This is a genomic window from Rhizobium sp. BK529 (genome assembly GCF_014194105.1).
Taxonomy (GTDB): Bacteria; Pseudomonadota; Alphaproteobacteria; order Rhizobiales; family Rhizobiaceae; genus Rhizobium.
The window spans coordinates 3,083,147-3,098,940 of sequence record NZ_JACIAU010000001.1 but is presented as its reverse complement, the minus strand read 5'-3'; the positions used below and the strand labels follow the sequence as shown (position 1 = coordinate 3,098,940).

The 15,794-nt window shown below is 60.5% G+C and carries 13 protein-coding genes; 6 read left to right on the top strand and 7 right to left on the bottom strand.

All coding sequences use genetic code 11. From position 1 onward, the window contains the following. Positions 1–36 precede the first annotated feature (36 nt). The 5 genes from FHX08_RS15535 to ubiE form a co-directional block, all read right to left on the bottom strand. Positions 37–1,284: a Zn-dependent hydrolase gene (locus FHX08_RS15535; RefSeq protein ID WP_132652904.1), complete on the bottom strand. Its 1,248-nt coding sequence runs from the start codon at positions 1,282–1,284 to the stop codon at positions 37–39. Next, the gene (locus tag FHX08_RS15530) at positions 1,281–2,648 is read right to left on the bottom strand and encodes a dihydroorotase (RefSeq protein ID WP_132652903.1); all 1,368 of its coding nucleotides are present in this window, start codon (positions 2,646–2,648) and stop codon (positions 1,281–1,283) included. The genes FHX08_RS15535 and FHX08_RS15530 overlap by 4 nt, the downstream gene beginning before the upstream one ends. Before the next feature lie 27 nt (positions 2,649–2,675). After that, complete coding sequence (locus FHX08_RS15525; protein WP_132652902.1) at positions 2,676–4,259, bottom strand: aromatic amino acid lyase; 1,584 nt, start codon at positions 4,257–4,259, stop codon at positions 2,676–2,678. A gap of 92 nt (positions 4,260–4,351) precedes the next feature. Next, entirely contained in the window at positions 4,352–5,926 is a 1,575-nt protein-coding gene (gene ubiB / locus FHX08_RS15520; protein WP_132652901.1) for a 2-polyprenylphenol 6-hydroxylase, read from the bottom strand. Between the two features lie 5 nt (positions 5,927–5,931). Continuing rightward, positions 5,932–6,708: a bifunctional demethylmenaquinone methyltransferase/2-methoxy-6-polyprenyl-1,4-benzoquinol methylase UbiE gene (gene ubiE, locus FHX08_RS15515; RefSeq protein WP_132652900.1), complete on the bottom strand. Its 777-nt coding sequence runs from the start codon at positions 6,706–6,708 to the stop codon at positions 5,932–5,934. Positions 6,709–6,861: 153 nt separating this feature from the next. On the opposite strand from ubiE, the gene mutM reads away from it, so the two are divergent. The 5 genes from mutM to FHX08_RS15490 all read left to right on the top strand — a co-directional run bounded on the left by mutM (position 6,862) and on the right by FHX08_RS15490 (position 12,634). Further along, on the top strand, positions 6,862–7,752 hold the full coding sequence (gene mutM, locus FHX08_RS15510; protein WP_132652899.1) for a bifunctional DNA-formamidopyrimidine glycosylase/DNA-(apurinic or apyrimidinic site) lyase: 891 nt from the start codon (positions 6,862–6,864) through the stop codon (positions 7,750–7,752). Between the two features lie 9 nt (positions 7,753–7,761). Then, positions 7,762–8,535: an enoyl-CoA hydratase gene (locus FHX08_RS15505; protein ID WP_132652898.1), complete on the top strand. Its 774-nt coding sequence runs from the start codon at positions 7,762–7,764 to the stop codon at positions 8,533–8,535. A 190-nt stretch (positions 8,536–8,725) separates the two neighbouring features. Continuing rightward, positions 8,726–9,004 (top strand): 30S ribosomal protein S20, encoded by a 279-nt coding sequence (gene rpsT / locus FHX08_RS15500; RefSeq protein ID WP_132652897.1) that lies wholly within the window; start codon positions 8,726–8,728, stop codon positions 9,002–9,004. Positions 9,005–9,863: 859 nt separating this feature from the next. Then, complete coding sequence (gene dnaA, locus FHX08_RS15495; protein WP_132652896.1) at positions 9,864–11,417, top strand: chromosomal replication initiator protein DnaA; 1,554 nt, start codon at positions 9,864–9,866, stop codon at positions 11,415–11,417. Positions 11,418–11,551: 134 nt separating this feature from the next. Beyond that, on the top strand, positions 11,552–12,634 hold the full coding sequence (locus tag FHX08_RS15490) for a saccharopine dehydrogenase family protein (RefSeq protein WP_132652895.1): 1,083 nt from the start codon (positions 11,552–11,554) through the stop codon (positions 12,632–12,634). On the opposite strand, the gene gcvA is transcribed toward FHX08_RS15490, so the two are convergent. Continuing rightward, positions 12,631–13,515 carry a transcriptional regulator GcvA gene (gcvA, locus tag FHX08_RS15485; protein ID WP_184327294.1) on the bottom strand — a complete coding sequence of 295 codons (885 nt, stop codon included), beginning with the start codon at positions 13,513–13,515 and terminating at the stop codon, positions 12,631–12,633. The genes FHX08_RS15490 and gcvA overlap by 4 nt on opposite strands. Before the next feature lie 140 nt (positions 13,516–13,655). On the opposite strand from gcvA, the gene FHX08_RS15480 reads away from it, so the two are divergent. Continuing rightward, a complete protein-coding gene (locus FHX08_RS15480; protein ID WP_132652893.1) occupies positions 13,656–14,576 on the top strand; it encodes a DMT family transporter in 921 nt (306 codons plus the stop codon). A gap of 6 nt (positions 14,577–14,582) precedes the next feature. On the opposite strand, the gene hemW is transcribed toward FHX08_RS15480, so the two are convergent. Beyond that, the gene (gene hemW / locus FHX08_RS15475; RefSeq protein ID WP_409527396.1) at positions 14,583–15,779 is read right to left on the bottom strand and encodes a radical SAM family heme chaperone HemW; all 1,197 of its coding nucleotides are present in this window, start codon (positions 15,777–15,779) and stop codon (positions 14,583–14,585) included. Positions 15,780–15,794: the final 15 nt, after the last annotated feature.

Sequence of the window (15,794 nt, the reverse complement as noted above, 5' to 3'; positions counted from 1 at the left end):
TGTGAAGCTGTTTTCGGAGGAGATCATGCGGCCAACCTAAAGTGTCTTGTCCATCTCGAGCACCGCCTCGAAAAGCACGGCGGTGCCGAGCGCTATATCGTCATTTTCAGCCCATTCATTCGGGGAGTGGCTGCGCCCTTCCTTGCAAGGCACGAAGATCATCGCAGCCGGCGCCATGCGGGCAATCCAGGCCGTGTCGTGACCGGCGCCCGAGGCCATGAATCGATATTTGGCGCCGACTGTCTCGCAGGCCCGCTCCAGTGTTGAGAGCAGGCCCTTGTCGCTCGGTGTCGGAAAATTATCCGAGATGCGGTTCGGGGGCGCGATCGACACGCCGAAGGCCGAAGCAAGTTTTTCCGCGTGGCCGTCCAGCCAGCGGCAGAAGGCCTCCATATCTGCGCGGATTTCGGCTCGTCCATCAATCAGCAACACGACCCGCGATGGCACCACATTGGCGGCGTTTGGCTCGATCCTGAATTCGCCGACGGTCGCCGCAAAATGACCTGGTGTTTTGGCTAACTCGCTTGCTGCATTGCGGATGTCGAGCACCAGCTGCGAGGCTGCGACCAGTGCATCGGCGCGCGAATCCATCGGCGTCGTGCCAGCGTGATCGGCGCGACCTTCGACGGTGATTTCGATACGGGTAATACCCGAGATCGCCGTGACGATAGCGATATCCTTGCGTTCGTTTTCAAGCACCGGGCCTTGCTCGATATGCAGTTCCAGAAAGCCGGCAATATCGGGCTTGTGCTCTTGGGTGAGCATACCCGGCGACCCGCCGACCTCGGCAATCGCTTCGGCCAGATCGCGACCCTCGACTGTGCGGGAGAGCCATGCCTGCGGCAATTGTCCGGTCATGCCGCGGCTACCGATGCAGGAGACGCCAAAAACGCTGACTTCTTCCGCGAGGAAATCGACGATCTCCAGATCGTGATCGAGGTGGATTTCCTTTTCGCGGAGCGCGCGGGCCACTTCGAGTGCCGCAGCCACACCCGCAATGCCGTCGAATCGTCCGCCATCAGGCACGGTGTCGGAATGCGAGCCGAGCATGATGATGCCGGAGCCCGGTTTTGCGCCTTCCCGCCGGCCGATAAGATTGCCGGACGCATCGATCCTAGTATCGAGGCCGATCGCCCGCATCCGCGCCTCAAGATAGGCACGGCCTTCGAGAAAGAGCGGTGAGAAGGCCCGGCGGGTCCAGGGATGATCGGGTTCCGTGATGGCCGACAAGGCCTCAATATCCGCTGATATCCGGCCGGGATTGACGGGCAGATTGCGGCTCATGCAAGCACCTGTCGCGGAAGCGGCCGCACGAAGCGCCCGGCACCAGGCTCGGCCAGCACCTTCGAACCATCTGTTATCTTCTGCCCGCGCAGCCAGGCGGCCGATACAGTCCACGGCAGTCGGATGCCGTTATAAGGACTCCAGCCGACGACATTATTGCCGCTAACCGAAGCGTCATAGACCATCTCGTTCGGTTCCAGCACGACGATATCGGCATCCTTGCCTGGTGTCAGCGCGCCCTTGATATGATGGAGGCGGAAATGCTTAGCCGGATTCTCCGCCATCAGCTTCGCTGCCCATGTCAGCGAAATGCCGCGCTCCAGCGCGCCCTTGACGAAGAGCGGCACCATGACTTCGAGACCCGGAACGCCGGACGCATTGGCAAGCATGTCCGGATTGGTCTTGCGATTTTCCGACCAGCTGACGTGATCGGTCGAAACCAGCCAGACATTGCCCTCGGCAACCTTGCGCCACAGCGTCTCGACTTCGGCGCGCGGGCGCACAGGCGGATTGATCTTCGCCTTGCCGCCGAGGCGTTTCACATCGTTTTCCTCGTCAAGCGTCAGGTAGTGGATGCAGCACTCGACGGTCGCCTGAAAGCCATCACGACGATAGGCGCGTGCGATGTCGTAGCCGCGTCCGAGCGAGCAATGCACGACATGCGATGGGCAGCCGGTATTGGCGCCGGTCTCGAAGATCGTGTGCATGGCAAGCAGCTCTGTGATCGGCGGGCGCGACAGGCCATGAGCGCGCCAGTCGGTGATGCCGCTCGCCTTCACCTGCTCCACATAGGTGCGCACCGCCTCGTCATCCTCGTTATGCACGCCGGCGGTAAGCCCGGTTGGAGCAATCGCCGCGAAGCAGGCGTCTAGCAGGGCAGGCGGGATGCGCGGGAAACGTTTGGGATCTGTGCCGAAGGTCGAGAATTTGAACGCGGCAACGCCCGCTTCCACCATTTCCGCGATGCGGATAGGACCTTCCTCAGGATCGACCGTGCCATAGAGTGCGAAATCGACGCGGGCCTGCGGGCCGGCATGATCGACTTTCTTCTTCACGGCTGCTGCCGAGCAGACGAGATTGCCTTCGTCATAAGGCATGTCGACGATGGTGGTGACACCGCCGGCTGCAGCCGAACGCGTCGACCAGATAAAGTCTTCCTGGTCCTTCTGCGAGAGCGAATGGACCTGCGCATCGATGGCGCCCGGCAGGATCAGCGCCTTGCCGAGCAGGTGCCGTTCCTTGGCCGCCGGCGGCACGCCGATCCCAACTTCCGCGATCTTGCCCTCGCGAACGGTGACATAACCGCCCTCGATAATACGCTCCGGCAGCACCACCGTGCCCTGCAGAACGAGATCGAAATCCATGCCGCTTCTCCCCCGATGGGTCTGAATTCAGATGATGACCGTTTCCTGCGTCAGTCGCTCCTCGATACGCTCGAGTGAACCGAGCGCGAAGAAATCGTCGAAAGAGGCAATCGGCACCTGCTCGATCAACTTGGAGAGGAATTCATCCGAGCCGAGTTCCTCCTCGATCGCCTCGACCTCAGCAGATAGCGGCCGGTCGACGGTATAGAAGGCCGCATGTTTGCGCACGACCTCGTAGAGCATGCCGGCCACGCCCTTCGGCGTGTCGCCGATGATATCGATCGCTTGTGCCGAAAGCAGGGCCTCCAGCGCCGCCAGACGCTTCAGCGCCCGCATCTGCCGGTCGAAACGTTCGATGACGAGCGGCAGGAAGGCCGCCTCGTCCTCAAGACCGGCTGCAACGACGAGCGATTGCGCGGAGACTGGGTTCGACATGGAGAGCACGCGCGAGAAGATTTCGCCGGCAAGCTTGATGATCGGCCCGAAACCGGTGGCGATGCGACCAGGCGGCACGAGATTGACCGGCAAGTCACGCCGCTGGCCGTTGCCGAGCAGGACGCAGCGATTGAAGGCATTGCGCGCCGCGTGCGCCATGCAAAGCGCTGCCGATTCCAGCAGGATCGTCACATCCAGCGGCAGCGAGCCGCCCGAAGTCATTACCCGTCCCTCGACGACGACGGGATTGTCATCGGAACGACCTGTGGCGGCGAGGATCTTATGGCCAGTCGAGAGCAGATTCTCGATGACGGCGCCGAAGACCTGGGCGATCATGCGCAGGCTCAGCGCATCCTGCACATGGGTTGCGACCGGCCATTCCCAATCCTCGGAGGCGTTGCAAAGCCAGGAACCGATCAAAGCTTCCCGCGCCGTACCGACATGGCGCACTGCCCGCCAGGGATCACGCGATGCACCAAGCGCGCCGGAGGCCATCATGCCGGTTGCCAGCAGCACTCGGATCGAAGCCGCGGCATTGCGTGTCGTTTCGGCGGCAGCTGCGAAGCTGACGGCATTGACGCTGAGCGAGGCAAGGCTGTCGCGCGGCGCCATCTTAACCGGCTCCATGCCGGCTGCCTGGAAGGCTTCGGCCGCCTGCATGCGATTGCCGCGATAGACCGCTTCCCCGACGCCGGTCAGCACGGCGCCTATCTGGCCCATGAGGCCGATATCGGCACAGCCGATGGAACCGGTGCGGCGCACGACCGGAATGAGGTCGGCCGAAAGCATCCGCATATAGGCTTCGATCAACTCAGGTGTGCATCCGACCTGGCCCGTCAGCGCCGTATTGACGCGCATCGCCATGGCGTTGCGCACGACATTGCAGGAAAAGGGTGTGCCGGTGCCGAAGTGATGGGCGCGTACGAGCCCGAGATTGAAGGCGTCGAGATCCTCCGGTGACCATTCGACATCCTTCATGGCGCCCACACCCGTGGTCGCGCCATAGACCGGCATGCCGGTTTCGATGGCATCTTCGACGATCGTGCGCGCGGTCTTCACCCGCTGCATGCCGATCGCCGATGCTGAAAGTGCAACCTTGCCGGAGCCGATCCTGACCATCTCGGCAAAGCTCAGTGGCTGGCCGCTAAGTTCGATTCCGGGGCGTTCGTGCTTCATGTGCTCATCTCCATGGAGGCGAGACTAAGCGAGCCTTACGTCTGGCGGGATATCCCAAATGCCGAACACATCATGCTTTTGCCGGTTCCCGATCAGCTCATTACCCAGGCAATATAGAGAAGCGTGAGCGCAATGATCCAGAGGGCTATCTTGGCCGAGCGATTGTGGCGCGCTTCCGCTTTGCCGATGGCCTCCGCCGTGTGATCATCGAAGCGCAGCCCGTGCTCGCTCATATGCAGAAGCTGATGGTGAAATTTCTCGGTCTGGGCGGCAATTTCAGGTGCCGCTTCGGCAAGCTTTACGGCCGCCTTCAGCCCGTCCTTGAGATCGGTGACGATGCGCTTCGGGCCGAGATTGTTCTTGATCCAGTCGCCGACGACCGGTTCGGACGCCTTCCACATGTTGAAGCGCGGATTGAGCATGCGCGAGACGCCTTCAACGACAACCATCGTCTTCTGCAGCATCACAAGTTCGGGCCGCGTCTGCATGTCGAAGAGCTCGGTCACTTCGAAAAGCAGCGTCAACAGCTTGCCCATGGAGATCGTTTCGGCCGGCTGGCCGTGGATCGGCTCGCCGATCGCCCGGATTGCCTGGGCAAAACTCTCGACATTGTGGTGGCCGGGCACATAGCCTGCCTCGAAATGCACCTCCGCCACCCGGATGTAATCACGGGTGATGAAGCCATAGAGGATCTCGGCGAGGAAACGGCGTTCCTTCTTCCCGAGGCGCCCGACAATGCCCATGTCGACGGCGACGATCATGCCGCTGGAGTCGACGAAGAGATTGCCCGGGTGCATGTCGGCATGGAAGAAGCCGTCGCGCAGCGTGTGGCGCAGGAAGGACTGGATCAGCGTATCGGCAAGTTTGTTGAGATCGTGGCCGGCGGCGCGCAGGCCCTCGACGTCAGACATCTTAACGCCATCGATCCATTCCATAGTGATGACGTCGCGCCCGGTGCGCTCCCAGTCGACCTTCGGTACACGGAAGCCCGGATCCCTTTCGGTATTTTCGGCGATCTCCGAAAGCGCGGCGGCTTCCAAACGCAGGTCCATCTCTACTTTGGTAGTCTGTTCCAGCGTCTTCGTCACCTCGACCGGCCGCAGGCGGCGGCTCCCCGGCATGAAGCGTTCCTGCATGCGGGCAACGAGGTACATCGCCTCGATGTCATGGGCAAATCGCGCCCTGACACCCGGTCGCACGACTTTCACGGCGACCTTCTTGGGTCCTTGTGGCGTATTGACCTCGGCTGCATGCACCTGCGCGATGGAGGCAGCGGCAATCGGGTCTCCGAAGCTCGCATAGAGATCACTGATTGGCCGTCCGAGCGAGCCCTCGATATTGGCCTTGGCAGCAGCTGCCGGGAAAAAGGCCATCCGGTCCTGAAGCTGCGACAGGTCGTCGGCGAACTCGACGCCAACGACATCGGGACGCGTTGCGAGGAATTGGCCGATCTTCACATAGGACGGCCCGAGCCGCTCGACGGCCTGTGCCAGGCGATCGCTGCGCTTCTTATATTTGCTGCGATTGCGCGCAAACATGCCGACAAAGGATTTTGCCAGGCTGACGGATGGCGGCAGACCTTCCGAAGGCAGCGCCGAAATGACGCCTTCGCGCACCAGAATCCAGCCGACCCTTACGAGCCTGAAATATGCCCCGAAAGCACTCATGCGGATCAGAGCTTCCAGCCGGAATGCAGCGCTGCGATGCCGCCGGTATAATTGGTGTAGGTCACGCGCGAGAAGCCGGCCATGCGGATCATCGCCGCGAAATTCTCCTGGTTCGGAAATTTGCGGATCGATTCCACGAGATACTGGTAGGGCTCGGCATCGCCGGTGATAGCCTTGCCGAATTTCGGAATGGCATTGAAGGACCAGGCATCATAGACCTTGTCCAGAATCGGCAGCTCGACCTCCGAAAATTCCAGCACGAGCAGCCGTCCGCCACGTTTCAACACGCGATAGGCTTCCGAGAGCGCCACCTCAATCCGTGGTACGTTGCGAATGCCGAAGGCGATCGTATAGGCATCGAAACTGTTGGACTGGAAGGGAAGGTCCTCGGCATTGGCCTCGACGAAGGTGAGATTGTCCGAAAGCTTTTTCTTTTCTGCCCGCTCGGCGCCGACAGCAAGCATCGAGCCGTTGATGTCGAGAACGGTGGCATGCGCCTGCCGGTTCGAGGCTTCGACGATACGGAAGGCGATATCGCCGGTACCGCCGGCGACGTCGAGCACCTTGTAACCCGCTTCCTTGCGCGGGTTCAGCGCTGCGATCATCGCATCTTTCCAGGCGCGATGCATGCCCATCGACATGACGTCGTTCATGATGTCGTAGCGTTTGGCGACCTTATGGAAGACCTCGTTGACGAGACCCTGTTTCTCACCGGTCGGCACTTCACGGAAGCCGTAGGATGTTTCCATGCCGCCATCGGCGGAGGTCCGGCTGTCTGACATCAAGTTACTCCGTTCACATCAAGAATTCGGCCCGGCGACCATAGCGAAAGCGAGGGCGCGGCGCTATCTGTGGGCCACGGTCCGCCCGCGGCACGTTGGCGCTATAGCGCACATCGCGGGCGGTTGAAACACGTTAGATATAGATGGGTTAAGATGCCGGAATTGCCAGAAGTCGAAACGGTGAAGCGTGGCCTGACGCCGGCAATGGAGGGCGCGCGGATCGAAAGACTGGAATTGCGCCGTGGCGACCTGCGCTTTCCTTTTCCGGAGGGGTTCGAGAACGAGGTGTCCGGCCGCACGATCATCGGCCTCGGACGGCGGGCCAAGTATCTGCTGATCGATCTCGATAGCGGCAAGACGATCATCTCCCATCTCGGCATGTCCGGCTCCTTTCGGATCGAACAGGGACCTTTGACGGCCATCCCTGGTGATTTTCACCGCGAGCGTTTCAAGGATGAGAAGCACGATCACGCTATTTTCCATCTGCAAGGAGAGGGCGGCCCGCGCCGCGTCATCTATAATGACCCGCGCCGCTTCGGCTTCATGGACATCGCCGACCGCTCCGAGCTCGATGCCAATCCATTTCTGTTCGGCCTCGGGCCGGAACCGACCGGCAACGATCTGTCTGCCGCTTTTCTGGCCGAGCGTTTCGCCGGCAAAACCCAGCCGTTGAAGGGCGCGCTGCTGGATCAGAAGAACATCGCCGGGCTCGGCAATATATATGTCTGCGAGGCGCTGTGGCGGGCGCATCTGTCGCCGATGCGTGCAGCCGGTACGCTTGTGACGAAAACCGGCAAGCCGAAGGAGGCGCTGAACCTGCTTGTGACCTCCATCCGCGATGTCATCGCCGATGCGATTGCTGCTGGCGGTTCGTCGCTGCGCGACCATATCCAGACGGATGGCTCGCTCGGTTACTTTCAGCACTCCTTTTCCGTCTATGATCGCGAAGGTCTGGCTTGCCGCACGCCCGGCTGTGGCGGTACGGTCTCGCGCATCGTGCAGGCTGGCCGTTCCACCTTCTATTGCGCCACCTGCCAGAAATAGGAGAGCGCCATGGCCTATGAAACCCTGATCGTCGAAACCCGCGGCAATGTCGGCCTGATCACGCTGAACCGACCACAGGCGTTGAACGCGCTGAATTCGATCGTCCTTAAGGAATTGAAGCTGGCCTATGCGGCCTTTCATGAAGATGAGGCGATCGGCGCGATCGTGTTGACTGGCTCCGAGCGGGCCTTTGCCGCCGGCGCCGATATCAAGGAAATGCAGCCGCTCGATTTCGCGGAGGTCTATAAGAGCGATTTCATCAGCGGTTGGGACGAGATCGCCAAGGCCCGCAAGCCGATTATCGCCGCGGTCAGCGGCTTTGCGCTTGGTGGCGGATGCGAACTCGCCATGCTCTGCGATTTCATCATTGCCTCGGAGACGGCGAAGTTCGGCCAGCCGGAGATCACTCTCGGCGTCATTCCAGGCATCGGTGGCTCCCAGCGCCTTACGCGGGCGGTCGGCAAGGCCAAGGCGATGGACTTGATCCTGACAGGGCGGATGATGGATGCGGCCGAAGCGGAGCGCGCGGGACTCGTATCGCGTGTGGTTGCTGCCGAGCGGCTGATGGATGAGGCACTGGAGGCCGCCGCCAGGATCGCATCGCTGTCTCGCCCGTCGGTGCTGATGGCAAAGGAGGCCGTTAGCCGCGCCTTCGAAACGACGCTGGAAGAGGGCCTGCGTTTCGAGCGCCGTCTCTTCCAGAGCCTGTTTGCGACCGAGGATCAGAAAGAAGGCATGGCCGCCTTCATCGAAAAGCGCAGACCGGTCTTCAAGAACAGGTAAGCGCTGCGTGCGGAAAGGGGCTTTTCCTTGAAAATGCGCGTTGACGTGGGTGAGCTTTAGCGTTATATGCCCGCCCACGGTTCGGAAAGCCCTCAGGTTTTCCACTAATGCTCCTGTATTGCTGAATTGAGCGGCCGCAGGGCCAGCGCGGCAATGGCGGAGTTTGTTCGAATTCTTGAGAGAGGCATCCATGGCCAATACAACTTCGGCGAAAAAGGCGACCCGCAAGATCGCTCGCCGTACCGCAGTCAACAAGGCTCGCCGTTCGCGCGTTCGTACCTATGTTCGCCAGGTCGAAGAGGCACTCGCCGCCGGTGATGCCGCCAAGGCAAAGGAAGCATTCCGCGCTGCTGAGCCGGAACTGGCACGCGCCGCAAGCAAAGGCGTCCTGCACGCCAACACGGCATCTCGCAAGGTCTCGCGCCTCGCTGCTCGTGTGAAGGCCCTTTCGGCTTCTGCGACCGCCTGAATATCTCATTAACGAATTGCTCGTTATGATTAGCCCGGTAATTTTACCGGGCTTTTTCGATTCCGGCCCCTACCTCGGATATAGTTAATTCGGCGACGATTTCGTGTCAGGGGCATGACAGGAAAAACTGTTGAAAAACAATAAGTTACGCAAGGATCTTTTTAAAGCTTGCGACTCTGGTCACGCAACCCTCGGCATCAAATGAGTCAAGAAGATTTTTTCTTTTTTCTTTTTATGCGTGTCCAAAATAGCCCAGTCGGGGAATCTCCTTGATTCAAAAGCGATTCTTTTTTGACGTTGGTGTGACGCCCTAAATGCCTCGCCGGAGTCAATGGCCGCTTCTTAATTTTGCGTAAAATTCATCGTTGATCTTGCCTTTTGATCCTGCCTAAATGGCTTCCAGCAAAGGGCGCGGACATCATCTGCAGAAGTCAGTCCAAACTGCCATGTCGGCAGAATGATGGCGCTGTGTCACTTGCGACGGAGCGCACAGCTTCCGTTTTCTCACGCACTCGACGGCATTGTACCGTGACGTGGCTGTCACGGGACGGGATGTCTTGTGCTCTCCAGAGCCACACGTTTTACGCGAGGGCGAAGGAGAAGGGCAGGGGGAAAGTAACATTGCGTTCGGGCTGGCGGGCGGAAAACGAGGATCGACCGCTGGTCTGACATAGGGAATTTGTGACGGTTGTCGCATGAGCGCGGCCACCGAATGGTTTTTGTGTTGGTCCCGAAAGGGACGGTGTTTGAGTGAACCGGCATGCGGGCGGCTCATGAGGGTGGCGTCGGCTTTGTCAAAGCGGGGAATAATCGGGCGGCTGTCAGTGAATGACCGCCCGAGGAAATGAAAGGCGGCATTATGCAGATGAATTCGATGACGACGGGTGCGCTGGATAACGGGGAAGCTGCACCGCAGTCTTTCGGTTCCATTCACCTGAGCGCGACGGATGAAAAGGGTGAGATGAAGCATGGCGTTCTCTTTGAACGCGTCAGTGCGCGTCTGAAGGCAAAGGTTGGTCCCGACGTCTATGCAAGCTGGTTTGCGCGGCTCAAGCTCCATTCGATTTCCAAGAGTGTCGTTCGTCTCTCCGTTCCCACCACTTTTCTGAAGTCGTGGATCAACAACAGATATCTCGATCTCATCACCAGCCTGTTCCAGGCCGAAGATTCTGAAATCCTGAAGGTAGAAATCCTTGTACGCACGGCGACGCGTACCGGCTTGAAGGCGCTGGATGAGGCGGTTTCCGTCGAGCCGGCTGCCCAGCCGACGCAGCTTCGCCGTCCGGCATCTGCTCAGCCGGCGGGGCAGATCGTCCAACAGGCCGTTTCGGTGGCCGCCGCGGCCCGTCCGGCAAGCGCAGGTTCGCCGCTTTTTGGTTCGCCGCTGGATTCCCGCTTCACCTTCGACACCTTCGTCGAGGGCAGCTCCAACCGCGTAGCGCTCGCCGCCGCAAAGACCATTGCGGAAGCAGGTCAGGGCGCCGTGCGCTTCAACCCGCTCTTCCTCCATGCGACCGTGGGTCTCGGCAAGACCCATCTGCTGCAGGCGATCGCCAATGCCGCAGTGCAGAACCCGCGTGGTCTGCGTGTCGTTTATCTGACGGCCGAATACTTCATGTGGCGTTTCGCGACGGCGATCCGCGATAATGATGCGCTGACGCTGAAGGACTCGCTGCGCAACATCGATCTTCTAATCATCGACGACATGCAGTTCCTGCAGGGCAAGATGATCCAGCATGAGTTCTGCCATCTGTTGAACATGCTGCTCGACAGCGCCAAGCAGGTTGTCGTCGCGGCCGACCGTGCGCCGTGGGAGCTGGAATCGCTCGATCCGCGCGTCCGTTCGCGTCTGCAGGGCGGCGTGGCGATCGAGCTCGATGCTCCCGATTACGAGATGCGTCTCGAAATCCTCAAGCGTCGTCTGGCGGCTGCACGTCTCGAAGATCCATCACTGGAAATCCCCGCCGAATTGCTGCAGCACGTCGCGCGCAACATCACGGCGAGTGGTCGCGAACTGGAAGGCGCCTTCAATCAGCTGATTTTCCGCCGCTCCTTCGAGCCGAACTTGTCGATTGAGCGCGTGGATGAACTGCTGGCCCATCTCGTCGGCTCTGGTGAGCCGCGTCGTGTGCGTATCGAGGACATCCAGCGTATCGTCGCGCGTCACTACAACGTCTCGCGCCAGGAACTGGTTTCGAACCGTCGCACGCGTGTGATCGTCAAGCCGCGCCAGATTGCGATGTACCTGTCGAAGACGCTGACGCCGCGCTCCTTCCCGGAGATCGGTCGCCGCTTTGGCGGGCGCGACCATACGACGGTTCTGCACGCCGTGCGCAAGATCGAGGAACTGATCGCCGGAGACACGAAACTTTCGCATGAGATCGAGCTTCTGAAGCGCCTCATCAACGAATAGGCGGTGGATTGCCACTGCGATTCGACGGCCGGGAGCGATCCCGGCTGTTTTCTTTTATAAGGTTTTTATTCTATACAGCCTCCACTTGAGAAAACTGCGCCGATGAAAACGTCGGCGCTTGGGAGGAGACATCGATGAGTTTTGAACGGATTGCCGTGGTCGGCCTTGGCAAGGTCGGGCGGCTGGCGGCGACGCTTTTGCATGAGGGTGGTTTCGAGGTCATCGGCGTCGATGCGCACTTGCCCATCGGTGAACTGCCCTTCAAATGCCGGACCGGCGATATCACGAATGCATCGGTCATTGGCGAGTTGCTGTCGAGCGTCGAGGCGGTCCTGTCCTGCCTGCCCTATCATCTGAATAGCGAACTGGCACGGGCCGCCCATCTTGCCGGTATCCACTATTTCGATTTGACTGAGGATGTACCGACCACCAATTTCATCATCGAACTGTCCAAGACCGCACGTGGCCTGATGGCCCCGCAATGCGGCTTGGCGCCGGGCTTCGTCGGCATCGTCGGTGCAAGCCTTGCCGATGGTTTCGATCGTTGCCGTTCGATCCGTATGCGCGTCGGCGCTCTGCCGCAGAACCCGACCGGGCTTCTGGGTTATGCCTTCAACTGGTCGCCCGAAGGTGTGGTCAATGAATATCTGAATGATTGCGAGGTCATCGAGGGCGGCGTGCGCAAACTCGTCTCGCCAATGGAATGGCACGAGACCATCTATGTCGACGGCGTCAAGCTGGAAGCCTTCACAACTTCTGGCGGCCTCGGCACCATGTGCGACACCATGCTCGGCAAGGTCGATAACCTCGATTACAAGACGATGCGTTATCCCGGCCACATGGAGCTGATGAATTTCTTCTTCCATGAGCTGCTTATGCGTGACAAACGCCAGCTCGCGGGCGAAATCCTGACCAACGCCAAGCCGCCGGTCGATGACGACGTCGTCTACGTGCACGTCGCGGCCGAAGGAACGATCAATGGCGCGCTGCGGCGGAAGGAGTTCGTGCGCGCCTATTACCCGATCGAAATTGCCGGCGCCCGGCGCACGGCGATCGCCTGGACCACATCCGCGTCCGTCGTCGCCGTCATCGAGATGGTCCGCGATGGCCTGCTGCCAGCCAGCGGCTTCCTTCATCAGGAGCATATTCCGCTGGAGATGTTCCTCAAGACGCCAACGGGCAGCCTGTTCAAGTCAGGCGCTACCAGCAGGGATTAGGCCTTCGCCTCCGACAGCAGCCAGCGCCGGAAGGCAGCGACCGCCGGGCGCTCCAGCGCAGTGCCCGGATACACTAGGTGGTAGGCAAGCTTGCTTGTCAGACCCAGCGGAAATGGCGCGACAAGCCGGCCCTCGACAAGTTCCTTCTCGATGAAGGAGCGGCGCATCAGCGCCACGCCGAAGCCCGATTTCATCGCCTCGAAGGCGCCGTTGCCGTCACTGAAGATCGGCCCGCGAGAGGCATCCACCTTGGTGGCATCAGCTGCGGCCAGCCAGAGCTGCCAGTCGCGGCGGTAGACGTCGTGGATGAGCTGATATTCTGCGAGCTGATCGGGTGAAGGATCGGCGCCCAGCGTCGCTGCAATCACTGGCGTGCAGACTGGTACAAGCTCGTCATCCACCAATCGCTCACTAATCAAGCCCTCGTAGGCGCCGAGCCCGTGGCGGATGGCGAGGTCGATCCCGTCACGCTCGAAATCGAACATGCGATGGGAGGCGCTTATGCGCACATCGATATCAGGATGCGTGTCCTCGAACCGTTGAAGTCGCGGCAGCAACCAATGTGTCGCAAAACCCGCGGTACAGGTGAGCGCCACCGCATTGCCCCGCCGCCGTGCGGTCAGCGATGCCGTCGCCTCGCGCACGAGCTGGAAGGCTGTGCGCAGGGTTGCAAAATAGTCTCGGCCTTCCGGCGTCAGCAGAATCTGCCGGGTTCGCCGCTCGAACAGAGACACGCCAAGCGAAGCTTCGAGATCGCGGATCTGCAGGCTGACAGCGCCTGGCGTGACGTGTAACTCATGCGCTGCCTGCGTCATGCTCAGATGACGCGCCGTCGCCTCAAAGGCACGCAGCGCCGACAGGGAGGGTAGAGGACCGGCCATGTTTTAGTTAAACTCAATCATATAGGCAGAAAAGCTCGTTTGTCAGCTGCAAAATATCCTAATAAAAACCAGCGTACCTGGCAAATCCACACAGGTAAGCTGGAAAGAACGCTTTAGAGAAACTCGACAAGGGAGATATCATGTCCATTCAGAAGTCGATGGGAGCTGCAGAATGGGCCATGCTAATCGTGCTGTCGCTTCTCTGGGGCGGCTCCTTCTTCTTCAACGGCCTTCTCGTAAGGGCGTTGCCGCCTTTCACCATCGTGACCGGGCGCGTATTGCTCGCTGCCATCGCGCTCAATCTGATCGTGCGCGCCATGGGCCACACCATGCCGCACGACCGGCAGAGCTGGATCGCTTTCTTCGGCATGGGTTTCTTGAACAATATGATCCCCTTCTGCCTGATCGTCTGGGGCCAGACACATATCGCGAGCGGCCTCGCGTCGATCCTCAATGCCACGACGCCACTTTTCGCCGTCGTTGTCGCCCATGTGTTGACGGCCGATGAGAAGCTGACGGCAACCCGTCTCGTTGGCGTGATCGTCGGCTTTGCGGGCGTCGCCTATATGATCGGTTTCGATGCCTTGAGGGATCTCGGCTCGAACGTGCTTGCCCAGGTCGCGGTGTTGGGGGCGGCCCTTTCCTATTCGCTCGCCGGTATCTGGGGCCGGCGCTTCCGGCGCATGGGCCATGCCCCGCTTATTCCGGCTGCCGGACAGGTGACCGCTTCAACCGTGCTGATGCTGCCGATCGCGCTTGTCGTCGATGAGCCCTGGACGCTTGCAATGCCTTCTGCCGAAACCTGGCTTGCACTGCTCGGCCTGGCGATCCTCTCGACTGCCGTGGCCTATGTGCTCTTCTTCCGCATCCTGGCGACGGCGGGCGCGACCAATCTGATGCTGGTGACCTTCCTGATCCCGGTGAGTGCAATCCTGCTCGGCGCAGTCGCGCTCGGCGAGCAGCTGCAGTTCAAGCATCTGATCGGTATGGTATTGATCGCTGTCGGCCTTGCGGCGATCGATGGAAGGCTCGCTTCTTTCGGCAAGAGACGCGCTGCCTGACGTGTCTCAGCAGGCGAGATCCGCGACGACGGAATCGAGGATCAGCATGCCGGCCGGCGTGCAGCGCAGGCGCGAATTGCCGATCCGTTCGATAAAGCCGTGTTCCAGTAAAAAGTGCTCGCGCTTTGGATCGGGATCGCGGCCGGAAAGTTGCTGCCAGCGGGCAAGATCGACACCTTCCTTGAGACGCAGACCCATCAGCAGCAATTCGTCGGACTGCTGCTCGAATCCGAGACGCTCCTCGTCGATGATCCCGTGTCCGTCGCGCTCGACGAGGTCCAGCCACGCTTCCGGCTTGCGCTCCGTCGCAGTGGCGATCTTCTCAGCCCCGCGGGTCAGGCGGCCGTGCGCACCGGGGCCGATGCCGGCATAATCGCCGTATCGCCAGTATGTGAGATTGTGGCGGCTCTCCGCACCGGGCCGGGCGTGGTTGGACACCTCGTAGGCCGGTAGCCCTTCGCGCTCGGTGATCTCTTGCGTGGCCTCATAGAGTGCGGCAGACTGGTTCCCATCAGGCACGATCAGCTTTCCGGCCTTTTGCAGGCCGTAGAAGGGCGTGCCTTCCTCAATGGTGAGCTGATAGAGCGAGAGATGGTCGACCGCATAGGAGATCGCCTCCTTGAGTTCGCGCTCCCATTCCTCGACCGTCTGGTTTGGCCGGGCATAGATCAGGTCGAAAGACATGCGCGGGAAAATGTCGCGCGCCAGCCTGATCGCCTTCAGCGCGTCGGCGACGTCGTGCAGCCGGCCAAGGAATTTGAGATCGCGATCATTCAGTGCCTGCACGCCGAGCGATACGCGATTGACCCCGGCGGCACGATAGCCGCGGAAGCGTTCCGCCTCGACGCTCGAAGGATTGGCCTCCATCGTGATTTCGATACCGTCAGGCACATGCCAGTGCCGCGAGATGCCGTTCATGATCGCATCGACGGTTTCCGGCTTCATCAGCGACGGCGTGCCGCCGCCAAGGAAGATACTGGTCACAGTCTTCGGCCCGCTCATCAGACGGGCATTGACGATCTCTTTCAGGAAGGCGGCGACGTAGCGCTTCTGATCGACCGGCTGATGGCGGACATGGCTGTTGAAATCGCAATAGGGGCACTTCGCCGCGCAGAAGGGCCAATGCACGTAGACCCCGAAACCGGGCTCGCCGGTATCGGGCAAAAGCTTTGCATCGCGCGTCAGCGCAGGCGATTCGATCATGTTCAAAGCGTGGCC